Raw genomic sequence first — 12160 nt, forward strand, 5'->3', positions numbered from 1 at the left:
GTGTCTGCCCGGCGGGCGGCAGCGTCGGCCCCTCCGGCCCGGCCAGGCCGGCGGCGCCCACCGGGTTCCGGCGACCGTCCGGTCCGCCCAGCCCGGCTGGGGGATGGTGCTCCGGCGCGGGACGTCGGGGATCGTTGGGCGGGTTCATGATTGCGGTTCTCCCCCACAGCACGGTTCTGTGAAGCCGGACATGGCTTCATTTCGCATTGTCGCCGGGGGCGGGCCACGCCGCCACCCTCGGGTCCGCGCGGGCGGTCGGTAGGGTGCGACGGGTGAGCGACAGTGCGGTGGATTTCGAGTCGGCGGTGGTCTACGCGATTCCGATGCGAACCCGGTTCCGGGGGATCACTGTTCGCGAGGGCATGCTGATCCCCGGCGCCGCCGGATGGGGAGAGTTCTGCGCGTTTCCCGAGTACGACGACCGGGAAGCGGCGTCCTGGCTGGCCACGACGGTGGAGCAGGCGACGGTGGGATGGCCGGAGCCGGTGCGGGATCGGGTGCCGGTGAACTGCATCGTGCCCGCGGTCGGTCCCGAGCGGGCGTACGAGATCGTCACGGCGTCGGGGTGCCGGACCGCGAAGGTGAAGGTCGCCGACCATCCGGAATCGCTCGGTGAGGACCTGGAGCGGGTGGCGGCGGTGCGCGACGCGCTCGGACCGGACGGGGCCGTGCGGGTCGACGCCAATGGGCTGTGGGACGTGGACACCGCGGTCGACCGGATCGGGCGGATCGACCGGGCCGCAGGCGGTTTGGAATACGTCGAGCAGCCGTGCCGGACGATCGAGGAACTCGCGGCCGTGCGCAAGCGGGTGCGGGTCCGCGTCGCCGCCGACGAATCCATCCGCCGCGCCGAGGACCCGCTGCGGGTGGCGGTGGCGGGCGCCGCGGATGTGGCGGTGCTGAAATGCACGCCGCTGGGCGGGGTGCGGCGCGCACTCGAGGTCGCCGCGGCGGCCGGGCTGCCGTGCCTGGTGTCGTCGGCGCTGGAGACCAGCGTCGGCCTGGCCGCGCAGGTCGCGCTGGCCGGCGCCCTCCCCCACCTCGATTTCGCCTGTGGCCTGGACACGTTGTCGCTGCTCACCGGTGATGTGGTGAACGAGCCGCTGCGCCCGGTGGACGGCTGGCTGGAGGTGCCGCGCACTCCCCCGGCCCCGGATCCCGAGCTGCTGGAGCGGTACCGCCACCCCGACGCCGAACGCACCGAGTGGTGGCTCCAGCGCCTGGCCCGGGTCCGGAAACTGTTGCCCTGACGCGCTGTTCACCCGGCCGCGCCACTGGACCGGTCAGGCGATGCGCACGCCGCACGAATACATCGTGGTACGCAACAGCAGTGCGGCTTCCGGGCCGATCACGCCGTCCACCAGCTCCACATACCGGGCGCAGAACTCGGGCCCGTGCGGCGCGGCCTCGGCGAGCTCCGGGTCCAGATGATGCGCGAGCTCGTGCAAGATCACCAATTCCCGCAGTGCCCAGGCACTTCCGCCGGCATGCAACGGCACCGCGAGCACGGACCCCGCCGATTCGTAATGCGCGGCCTTGGTTCCGGCCCGGGCGCGCACCGTCACCGGCGCGCCCGCCCGATCCCAGCGGGCACGCACCCAATTCAGCGCGAGCACCCGGTCCACATAGGTCTGCACCGATTCCACCGACGCGAACCGCCGCTCGATGGGCAGCGTCAGGTGCGATCCGTGCACTTCGACCGTGCGCGTCTCGAATTCGTCGGCGCGATCGAACATTCCGCGCACCAGCCCCTCGGCGTCGTACACCTGGGACCGCTGCGCATCCCGGGCAGCCATGCGCGCGTTCGCTATTCGCCCGAACCGCGCGGCAGCTGGCCGCGCACCCCACCGAGTTCGGCGGTGCCGCCCAGTCGCGCGGCCTTGCCCGCCCGGTCTCCGGCCCGCCGCGCGGCCGCCGAGTACCCGGCCGAGGCCTGCGGACCACGCCAGGTGCCGCGTGCCTCGGAGGTACGGGAGTAGTAGTCGGTGAGTTCGAGTTCCTTGTCGCGCAACGCGAGCGCGGTCCCGGTCGGCGCGACGCCGGCGGCGTCGGCCCGCACGGCTTCCTTCTCGACCTCCGCCTTCACCTCGGCCAGCCGGCGGCCGATGCGCGCGGCGAAGGCCATCTGGAAGTTCAGCCGGGCCGTCACCGCCGCGACCGGCACCTCCACCGGATGGTGGTAGACGCGGCCGTATTTTCGTTCGACGACCACCTTCTGCGCGGTGGCCGACTTGTACGCACCCGATTTGATGTAGTGGTCGGAGGCGCGCACCATCTGCACCAGCAGGCTGGTGTACAGCGCCGAACAGGTGTCGATATCGGTGTCGAAACCGTAGGCGTACACCGTCGTCGAACTGCGGGCCACATCACAGCGCACGTCATTGGCGGCGGCGATGGCCACGAACAGCTGCACATACGTGCGCAGACCACGCTTTCCGGGCTCCCCGATCGGGATCACGCGCTGCGTCGGCGTCGGTCTGCGTTCCCGATTCGCGATATGCGCCCGCGCCACCGCCAGATCCACCGACGACCCGGTCGCGAGCCGTTGCGCCGCGGCGAGGAAGGCTTCGGCCTCGTGCTCGTTGTCGGTCGATTCGGCCTGCCTCAGCAAGCCGCCGATCCTGGTGAGCATCTTGTCCTGAGAAGACATCGCGGCCCAGCCTAGCGGTATCGGTGATCACCGTGGTCACGCGCGATGAGACCAGGTAGTCCCGGCACGGCGAACGGCCACCATGTATCTTCCCTTGTGCAACCGGCTGGGTGTGCCGCCGCTCACGTCTCGACCCTGGAGTATCCGCGATGGCTTTGAAGAAGGTGTCCTCTCTACGTTCGACGTTGGTGCCGCGTGCCGTGCTGGCCGTCACCTCGGCGGCGTTGCTGACCGCGACGTTCGCCAGCGGCTGCTCGAGCAGCTCCAACGGGAACGGCTCGACCGGTGAGAACCTCACCGGCCGGGGCCCGATCACCTATGTGGAGGGCAAGGACACCACCGAGACCGGTGCGGTGAAGCAGCTGGTCGAGCGCTGGAACGCCGGACACCCGGACGAGAAGGTGACGTTCAAGGAGCAGTCCAACGACGCCTCCCAGCAGTACGACGACCTCAAGCAGCACATGCAGGCCAAGGCGTCGGACTACGACGTGGTCGCCCTCGACGTGCCGTGGACCGCGGAGTTCGCCGCCAAGGGCTGGATCCAGCCGCTGAAGGACTCCTTCCAGATCGACACCTCCACCCTGCTGTCGCCGCCGGTCGCCTCGGCCACCTACAACGGCACCCTGTTCGCGGCTCCCCGCAACACCAACGGCGGCCTGCTGTTCTACCGCAAGGACCTGGCGCCGGAGCCGCCCAAGACCTGGGCCGAGATGATCTCCCTGTGCCCGAAGGCCCGTGACGCCGGAATCGGTTGCTACGCAGGCCAGCTGGCCCCCTACGAGGGTCTGACGGTGAACACCGCCGAGGTCATCAACGCCTTCGGCGGCAGCTTCGTCGGCGCCGACGGCAAGACCCCGACCGTGAACAGCGCGCAGTCCAAGGCCGGCCTGCAGACCCTGGTCGACGCCTACAAGAACGGTGACATCCCGAAGGAGGGCATCTCCTTCAAGGAGCCGGAGTCGCAGAACGCCTTCGTCACCGGCAAGCTCATGTTCATGCGCGGCTGGCCGTCCACCTTCGGTGACGCCGGTTCCGACGCCTCCGCGGTGAAGGACAAGTTCGGCGTCGCCCCGCTGCCCGGCAAGGACGGCGTCGGCGCCTCCACCCTGGGTGGCTACAACGCCGCGATCAGCGCCTTCTCCAAGAACAAGGCCACCGCGCTGGACTTCCTGCGCTTCCTGATCAGCGAGGACGCCCAGCACATCGTGGCCTCCGGCGCACTGCCGTCGGTCCGCGCCTCGGTCTACGACGACCCGGCGCTGATCGCCAAGATGCCGTACCTTCCCGCATTGAAGGAATCCATCGCCTCCGCGGTGCCGCGGCCGGTGACCCCCTTCTACCCCGCGGTGTCGAAGGCCATCCAGGACAACGCCTATGCTGCGTTGACCGGAAACAAGTCGGTCGACGATGCCATCGCGGGTATGCAGAAGGGCATCGAGACCGCCGGATCGTAGGGCGTGCTCGACGGCGAAGCCCCGGAGAACGATCAAGGGCTGAGTCCCGTAGGAGAAGAGAACTGGTGTCACGTCCTTCGGGAGCGACCGATATCGAGTCGCCCGACCGTACGGAGCCGAGCGTGAAATCCGTAGCGCCACAGAACAACGCGCCGCAGACCAAGCGCCGGGGTGATCGGCTGGGCGTCTCGGCCCGGGCGTGGGTGTTCGTCACCCCCGTGCTGCTCGCCCTGGCCGTGGTCATCGGGTACCCGGTGGTCCGGGCCGTGATCATGTCCTTCCAGAAGGACTCCGGCCTGGACAAGTCCACCGGCATGTTCGTCGAGGGCGGCGGCGCCGGCTTCAGCAACTACACCCACTGGCTGCTGCAGCAGTGCACCAGCTCGCTCGGCGAGACGGTGGACTGCCCGACCGGCAACCTGGGCTCGCAGTTCTGGGCCGCGATCGGCGTCACCCTGCTGTTCACCGTCGTGACCGTCGCGCTGGAGGCCAGCATCGGCCTGGGCATGGCGGTCATCATGGGCAAGACCTTCAAGGGGCGCGCCCTGCTGCGCGCCGCCGTGCTCATCCCGTGGGCCATCCCGACCGCCGTCACGGCGCGGTTGTGGGAGTTCATGTTCCAGTACGACGGCGTGGTGAACCGCATCTTCGGCACCCACATCCTGTGGACCGCCGACCCGTGGCCGGCCCGCTTCGCGGTCATCGCCGCCGACGTGTGGAAGACCACCCCGTTCATGGCGCTGCTGATTCTCGCGGGCCTGCAGGTGATTCCGGAGGACGTGTACGAGGCCGCGCGCGTGGACGGCGCGTCCGCGTGGCAGCGGTTCCGGCACATCACCCTGCCGCTGCTGAAGCCCGCGCTGCTGGTGGCGGTGCTGTTCCGCACCATGGACGCGCTGCGCATGTACGACCTGCCCGCGATCATGACCCAGTCCAACCCGGCCACCCGCACCATCTCCATGCTGGTGGTGGATCAGGTGCGCCAGGGCCCGAACAGCGCGTCGGCGCTGTCGGTGATCACCTTCCTGCTCATCTTCACCGTGGCGTTCTTCCTGGTGAAGGTGTTGGGCGCGAACGCCGTTCGCACCCAGGAAGAACAGCGGGAGGCGCACTGATGAGCACCGATGTCGTCGAGCGGGCCGTGAACAAGCCCGCGCCGCAAACGGTTCCGTGGCGCAAGCGGCTCGCGTCCGGCCGCGTCTACCTGGGCGCGCTGATCGTGCTGGTGTGGGGGCTGGGACCGTTCTACTGGATGGTCGTGACCGCGCTGCGCGATCCGGCCTACACCTTCGACAACACGCCGTGGCCCACCCACGTCACGTTCGAGAACTTCCGCAACGCCTTCGACACCAGCCGCGGCAACAACTTCGGCCGGGCGCTGGGCAACAGCGTGATCATCGGCGCGGCCACCACGGTGGTGGCGCTGCTGATCGGCATCATGGCCGCCTACGCGCTGGCGCGGCTCACCTTCAAGGGCAAGTACCTGGTGTCCGGACTCATCCTGTCCGCCTCCATGTTCCCCGTGGTGGTGCTGGTGACCCCGCTGTTCCAGCTGTTCACCGACCTCGGCTGGATCGGCCACTACCAGGCCATGATCATCCCGAACATCTCGTTCGTGCTGCCCATGACCGTCTACATCCTGGCGTCCTTCTTCGCCGAACTCCCCTGGGAGCTCGAAGAAGCCGCGCGGATCGACGGCGCGTCGCGGTTCCAGGCGTTCCGCCTGATCATGCTGCCGCTGGCCGCGCCCGCGGTGTTCACCACCGCCATCCTCGCGTTCATCGCGGCGGTCAACGAATACCTGCTGGCGCGCCTGCTCTCCAGCGACAAGACCGAACCGGTGACGGTCGCGGTGGCCCGCTTCTCGGGCAACAACCCGCTGGTCCAGCCCTATACGGCGATCATGGCCGCGGGCACCATCGTCACCATTCCGCTGGTCATCATGGTGCTGTTGTTCCAGCGCCGCATCATCTCCGGCCTCACCGCGGGCGGCGTCAAGAGCTAGGCAAATGAGCCGGGCCGCGGGGGACGTCGATTAGCATGGGTCCCACCGCGGCCGGTGTCGCGGGGTTTCTGTGTGCTCCCCACCTCGGTGGGGTCGAACCGCGCTTTGTCGACGCTCCGGAAGGAGATGCTCGTGAGCTCGTCCCGCGACCGGCACCCAGGAGCACCGGAAGCGTCCGCCACCAGGGCGGAGTGGAACGAGCTGGCGGCCAGCGCATCCCATCGGCAGCGCCACCCCTCGCACAGCCGCCCGCGCCGGCGCGCCAAGCCGCCGGTCGACCCCGACCAGCCCGCCGCGGCGCAGCGCACCCGCGGGCAGCGCATCCGGCGACTGGTGCTGGCCGTGTTCCTGGTGCTGGTGGTCATGCCGACCACACTGCTGGGCGTCGCCTACTGGAGCGCCGAGATCCCGGACCCGAACGCGGTGCAGACCAACCAGATCGCCACCATCTTCACCTCCGACGGCACCACCGTGATCGCGAAGGTCGTTCCGCCGGACGGTAATCGGGTGCCGGTGCCGCTCACCGACGTGCCGCTGCCGGTGCGCCAGGCCGTGCTCGCGGCGGAGGACCGCAACTTCTACACCAATCCCGGCTACTCCACCTCGGCCTTCCTGCGCGCGGCCCGCGATAATCTGCTCGGCCGCGACGACGCGGGCGGCGGTTCCACCATCACCCAGCAATACGTGAAGAACGCCTTCCTGAGCTCGGAACGCACCCTGAGCCGGAAGATGCGCGAGCTCATCATCTCCGCCAAGATGGCCCGCCAATGGAGCAAGGACGAGATCCTCGCCGCCTACCTCAACACCATCTACTACGGTCGCGGCGCGTACGGCATCTCCGCCGCGGCCCACGCCTACTTCGGCAAGCCCGCGCCCGAACTCACCCTGGCCGAGGGCGCGGTACTGGCCTCGGTCATCCGCACCCCGTCACTGCTGGACCCCGAGAGCCACCTCGACCAGCTGCGCGCCCGCTGGGCCTATGTGCTCGACGGCATGGTCGAGATGGGCACACTGACCCGCGACGATCGCGCCGCCACCCAGTTCCCGCCGATCATCCCCGGCTCGGCGGTGGACGACACCACCCCGCGCGGCCCGGAGGGCCTGATCCGCGCCCAGGTGCTGCGCGAACTGCGCGCCGCCGGGATCAGCGAGCGCGAGCTGAATACCGGTGCGCTGCAGATCATCACGACCATCGACGCCAAGGCCCAGCAGGGCGCGCTGACCGCGGTCGGCAACGCGCTGGCCGGGCAGCCGGGCGAACTGCGCTCGGCGGTGGTGTCGATCGACCCGCGCTCGGGCGCGGTGCGCGCCTACTACGGCGGACCCGACGGCATCGGCTTCGATTTCGCGCAGGCCCCGCTGCAAACCGGTTCCGCCTTCAAGACTTTCGCGGTGGTCGCCGCGCTGGAACAGGGAATTCCCCTGACCTACCAGCTCGACAGCGCGCCGCTCACCGTCAACGGCCAGCGGATCCAGAACGTCGGCGGCGAATCCTGCGGCACCTGCTCGCTCGGCGAGGCGTTCAAGCGCTCACTCAACACCAGCTTCTACCGGCTGTCCGGAACCCTGTTCGAGGGCCCGAAGGCGATCGCCGACGCGGCCCACCAGGCCGGTATCCCGGACCAGATTCCCGGTGTGCCGGGCAAGACCCTCACCGAGGACGGCGGCGGCCCGCCGCTGCCCGCCATCGTGCTGGGCGCGTACTCGGTGCGCCCGATCGACATGGCCTCGGCGTACGCCACCCTGGCCGCCTCCGGCGCCTACCGCGCACCCTATTTCGTGCAGAAGGTGGTGACCGGCGACGGCCGGGTGCTGCTCGACCGCGGCGCCGCCGCGCCCGGATCCGAGCAGCGCATCCAGGCCGGCGTCGCCGACTCCGTCACCCGGGCCATGCTTCCCATCGCCGCCTACTCCAACGGCCACGGCCTGGCGGGCCGCCCGTCGGCGGCCAAGACCGGCACCACCCAGCTCGGCGAGACCGGCCAGAACAAGGATGCCTGGATGGTCGGCTTCACCCCGGCCCTGTCCACCGCCGTCTGGGTGGGAACCGAACAGTCCCAACCGATCCGGACCGCCCGCGGCGCCGCCATCTACGGTTCCGGCATGCCGTCCGACATCTGGAAGCAGACCATGGACGCCGCGCTGGCCGGAACGCCGGTCGACCCGTTCCCCAGCCCGGAGCCGGTCCCCGGAAATCCCCCGCCCAACAGCACTTACGACATTCTCCAGCCGCCGTCCCCGGCCCCCACGCAGGAACCGGTCCTGGTCATCCCGCCCGCTCCCACGCCCCGCCAGGTCGAGATCTTCCCCGGCCTCAGCGTCCCCGTCCCCGGGTAGCGTTCATAACATTCATGTCCTGTTGATCATGTTTCGTGCCTACCGCTCCATCCGCGCGCGGCCGCGGATATTGTGGAACCCGCTACCGGATTCAGCGACTCCGAATGCCGGTGGCAGGATGCGGGTTGGGAGCAGGGTGGGGTCGGAGACAGCACGAGACATAGGGGCGACGCCGGTGGAATTCAATGTTGTTGAACGCCACGAAACGCTGGTAGCCGGAACGGTGCTACGCAGCCCGGCACTCGCGGTCGAAGGGCCGCGCCGCGCGAAGGTCGAGGAGGCCTGGAAACGAACGATCGCACGCGATCTGCCGGGCCCGCCCGCGACCGCTTACGTGGATCACGCGCCCGAGATCGGTTCGTATCTGACCCATATCGTCGGCTACGAATGCAAGAATCCGGACGACCTATTGCCCGGCGATGTACTGGCGCGTATCCCGGGCGGTGTATTCGCCCGCTTCATTCGCAGCGGCGACAATCTCGGCGATGTGATCGTGTCGATCTGGCGGACGGTCTGGGATCTCGAGGCGGCCGGCAGCCTGGTGCGCGCCTACACCGGGGATTTCGAGCACTATCCGGACAACCGGACGGTGGAGGTTTTCGTCGCGCTGGATCCGAGCGCGGAGGGGTAGGGGAGCAGTGGACTTCGAAATCGTCACCCTGGAGGAATTCCTGGTCGGCGGACTGACCATCCCCCTGGCGGGCCGCGAGGTCACCGCCCGCGACCTGGACCTGGTGAACTTCACCTGGGACCGGTACCTGGCCCGGGAGAAGAAGGCCGAACGCGTCGCCGCCTACATCGGCCAGAACGATCACGCGGTAGCCGTTCTCGGATACGAGCTTTCGGGCCTGTCCGACCTGGACACCGGCGACGTGATGACCCGCATCCCCTCCGGCCGGTACGCGAAATTCGTTGTCTCGGACAAGCCTTACGACCTGCTGCGCACCGCCTGGGCCCAGGTCGCCAAGGCCGAGAACGCGGGCACCATCACCCGCTCCCACGCCGCGGAGATCGAGCGCTACACCGGTCCCACCTCCGTCGAGGTCTACGTTTCTCTCGACTGACGTCGAAACTCGACCGAAAACGAATGAAGGGCGGCATCGCGATTGCGATGCCGCCCTTCGTATTCGGGTGTGCGGGCGGAGCCCCCGCGTCTCCCATCGGGTTCGGGGGCCCCGGCGAGCGATGCGAGTTATTCGGCGCCGATGATGAACGCCTCGAGCTGGGCGCGCGCGACATCGTCGGCCAGCTGCTGCGGCGGGGACTTCATCAGGTAGGCCGAGGCCGGGAGGACGGGTCCGCCGATGCCGCGATCCTTGGCGATCTTGGCGGCACGGACGGCGTCGATGATGATGCCGGCCGAGTTCGGCGAGTCCCACACCTCGAGCTTGTACTCCAGGTTCAGCGGCACGTCACCGAAGGCGCGACCCTCGAGCCGGACGTAGGCCCACTTGCGGTCGTCGAGCCACTCGACGTAGTCCGACGGGCCGATGTGCACGTTGCGGTCGTACACCTTGCCCGAGAGCGGGCCCTCGAGGTTGGAGGTCACGGCCTGGGTCTTGGAGACCTTCTTCGACTCCAGCCGCTCGCGCTCGAGCATGTTCTTGAAGTCCATGTTGCCGCCGACATTGAGCTGGTAGGTGCGGTCCAGCACGACGCCGCGGTCCTCGAACAGCTTGGCCATCACGCGGTGGGTGATGGTCGCGCCGACCTGGGACTTGATGTCGTCGCCGACGATCGGCACGCCGGCGTCGACGAACTTCTGGGCCCAGACCGGGTCGGAGGCGATGAACACCGGCAGCGCATTGACGAAGGCCACGCCCGCGTCGATGGCGCACTGCGCGTAGAACTTGTCCGCCTCTTCCGAACCGACCGGGAGGTAGGAGACGAGGACGTCGACCTTGGCATCCTTCAGCGCCTGGACGACGTCGACCGGCTCGGCCTCGGACAGCTCGATGGTCTGCGCGTAGTACTTGCCGATGCCGTCCAGCGTCGGTCCACGCTGCACGGTCAGGCCCGACGGCGGCACGTCGGAGATCTTGATGGTGTTGTTCTCGCTGGCGAAGATCGCGTCGGACAGGTCGAAGCCGACCTTCTTGGCGTCGACGTCGAACGCGGCGACGAACTTCACATCACGGACGTGGTACGGACCGAACTTCACGTGCATGAGTCCGGGGACGGTCGAATTCTCGTCGGCGTCCTTGTAGTACTGCACGCCCTGAACCAGGGAAGATGCGCAGTTACCCACGCCGACGATGGCCACCCGAACTTCGGTGTTGATCTCACTCATGGCCGATATTTCCCTCTTTCTGTGGTGCCGCCTTCGTCGATTGCTCCGCAGCAATCAACTCGTTGAGCCAGCGCACTTCGCGCTCGCTTGATTCGAGACCGAGTTGATGGAGCTGGCGGGTATAGCGGTCCAGTTGCCCACTGGCTCGCTTTATCGCTTCCCGCAGTCCTTCTCGGCGCTCCTCGACCTGCCTCCGCCGCCCCTCCAGGATTCGCATCCGCGCTTCCGCGGGGGTGCGGCCGAAGAAGGCCAGATGAACGCCGAAGCCGTCGTCGGTGTAGTTCTGCGGCCCGGTGTCGGCGAGCAGTTCGGCGAACCGCTCCCGTCCGGGCTCAGTCAGTTGGTAGACCCGCCGCGCACGGCGTGTTGCCAAGCCCTGCGGGCTCTCCTCCGCGATGAGGCCGTCGGACTGCATGCGCCGCAGGGTCGGATACAGCGACCCGTAGGAGAAGGCCCGGAACGGGCCCAGCAGACCGGTGAGCCGCTTGCGCAACTCGTAGCCGTGCATCGGCGATTCGAGGAGCAGCCCGAGGATTGCCAACTCGAGCACCGGGCTTCACCTCCTGACTGTTGTGTTCAGACCTAACCGATGGATGCAGTTCCAAACTATATCGCGCCGATATAGTTGGCGCACCGAACCACGGAACCGCGGCGCGTGATGGGTCGCGTTACGCCGTGTGGCGAATTGATCAGAGTCCGTCCGGGGCGTGCGGGCCGAGGGCCACCGCAAGTACTCTGGGTCGCGTGCGAATACAGCGGCAGGTAGTGGACTATGCGCTCCGGCGCCGGTCCCTGCTGGCCGACGTCTACGCGGGACGGGTGGACGTCGCGGATGTGTGCGATGCCAATCCGTACCTCCTGCGGGCGGCGAAGTTCCACGGGCGGGGGAGCGAGGTCACGTGCCCTATCTGCAGGAAAGAGCAGTTGACACTCGTCTCGTGGGTCTACGGCGACGGCCTGGGCGCCGTCGCGGGCTCCGCTCGCGCGCCGGAGGAACTGGTCCGGTTGGCCGAGACTCGGGAGGAGTTCTCGGTGCATGTGGTCGAGGTGTGCCGGACCTGCAGTTGGAATCATCTGGTGCAGTCCTATGTGCTGGGCCTAGCCCCGGCGCCGACGGGCCGACGCCGCACCGGCACCCGTCGCACGGCCGCCGAGTGAGAGGCCACGTCGACTGCTGATCCGCGGGCACACGTGCCCGCCGCGGTACACCGACAGTGACCGCATCGAGCCCTGCCCGGGGACCCGGACCGTATCGAGAAGTAATTGGAGAGCCAGGCTGTGACATCGCCCTATGACGACGGACCGCACGGCGGCCGCCCCCGTGGCGGTTCGCAACCCGGCCCCGGCGCCGACGCCCGCGCGACGGTATCGATGTTCATCCCGTCCGGGCCGTCCTGGAGCGGACCGCGCAGCCCGGCGGTTCC

General features: G+C 68.6%; 12 protein-coding genes. 8 read left to right on the top strand and 4 right to left on the bottom strand.

Going from position 1 to position 12160, the window contains the following annotated elements; genetic code table 11:
• Positions 1-272: 272 nt before the first annotated feature.
• Positions 273-1250, top strand: coding sequence for an o-succinylbenzoate synthase (locus ACWELJ_RS30335; protein WP_452369533.1), 978 nt, complete (start codon positions 273-275; stop codon positions 1248-1250).
• Positions 1251-1283: 33 nt separating this feature from the next.
• Here ACWELJ_RS30335 and ACWELJ_RS30340 read toward each other — a convergent pair whose 3' ends face one another.
• Positions 1284-1796, bottom strand: coding sequence for a TIGR04338 family metallohydrolase (locus ACWELJ_RS30340; protein ID WP_452369534.1), 513 nt, complete (start codon positions 1794-1796; stop codon positions 1284-1286).
• Between the two features lie 11 nt (positions 1797-1807).
• A complete protein-coding gene (locus tag ACWELJ_RS30345) occupies positions 1808-2650 on the bottom strand; it encodes a DUF2786 domain-containing protein (RefSeq protein ID WP_452369535.1) in 843 nt (280 codons plus the stop codon).
• Between the two features lie 149 nt (positions 2651-2799).
• On the opposite strand from ACWELJ_RS30345, the gene ACWELJ_RS30350 reads away from it, so the two are divergent.
• The 6 genes from ACWELJ_RS30350 (at position 2800) to ACWELJ_RS30375 (ending at position 9510) form a co-directional block, all read left to right on the top strand.
• Positions 2800-4104: an ABC transporter substrate-binding protein gene (locus ACWELJ_RS30350; RefSeq protein ID WP_452369536.1), complete on the top strand. Its 1305-nt coding sequence runs from the start codon at positions 2800-2802 to the stop codon at positions 4102-4104.
• Positions 4105-4283: 179 nt separating this feature from the next.
• Positions 4284-5219, top strand: coding sequence for a carbohydrate ABC transporter permease (locus ACWELJ_RS30355; RefSeq protein WP_452369543.1), 936 nt, complete (start codon positions 4284-4286; stop codon positions 5217-5219).
• Positions 5219-6109 carry a carbohydrate ABC transporter permease gene (locus tag ACWELJ_RS30360; protein WP_452369537.1) on the top strand — a complete coding sequence of 297 codons (891 nt, stop codon included), beginning with the start codon at positions 5219-5221 and terminating at the stop codon, positions 6107-6109. Before ACWELJ_RS30355 ends, ACWELJ_RS30360 begins: the two co-directional genes overlap by 1 nt.
• A 126-nt stretch (positions 6110-6235) precedes the next feature.
• On the top strand, positions 6236-8446 hold the full coding sequence (locus tag ACWELJ_RS30365; RefSeq protein ID WP_452369538.1) for a transglycosylase domain-containing protein: 2211 nt from the start codon (positions 6236-6238) through the stop codon (positions 8444-8446).
• Between the two features lie 28 nt (positions 8447-8474).
• Positions 8475-9077, top strand: a complete 603-nt coding sequence (locus tag ACWELJ_RS30370; RefSeq protein ID WP_452369539.1) for an effector binding domain-containing protein — start codon at positions 8475-8477, stop codon at positions 9075-9077.
• Positions 9078-9084: 7 nt separating this feature from the next.
• Complete coding sequence (locus ACWELJ_RS30375) at positions 9085-9510, top strand: GyrI-like domain-containing protein (RefSeq protein ID WP_452369540.1); 426 nt, start codon at positions 9085-9087, stop codon at positions 9508-9510.
• A 128-nt stretch (positions 9511-9638) separates the two neighbouring features.
• Here ACWELJ_RS30375 and ACWELJ_RS30380 read toward each other — a convergent pair whose 3' ends face one another.
• On the bottom strand, positions 9639-10736 hold the full coding sequence (locus tag ACWELJ_RS30380; protein WP_452369541.1) for an inositol-3-phosphate synthase: 1098 nt from the start codon (positions 10734-10736) through the stop codon (positions 9639-9641).
• A complete protein-coding gene (locus tag ACWELJ_RS30385) occupies positions 10729-11286 on the bottom strand; it encodes a PadR family transcriptional regulator (RefSeq protein ID WP_452369542.1) in 558 nt (185 codons plus the stop codon). Before ACWELJ_RS30385 ends, ACWELJ_RS30380 begins: the two co-directional genes overlap by 8 nt.
• Before the next feature lie 194 nt (positions 11287-11480).
• Between ACWELJ_RS30385 and ACWELJ_RS30390 the strand changes: the two genes are divergently transcribed.
• Positions 11481-11894 (top strand): DUF5318 domain-containing protein, encoded by a 414-nt coding sequence (locus ACWELJ_RS30390; RefSeq protein WP_357097436.1) that lies wholly within the window; start codon positions 11481-11483, stop codon positions 11892-11894.
• Positions 11895-12160: the final 266 nt, after the last annotated feature.

The organism is Nocardia sp. NPDC004582 (assembly GCF_053602115.1).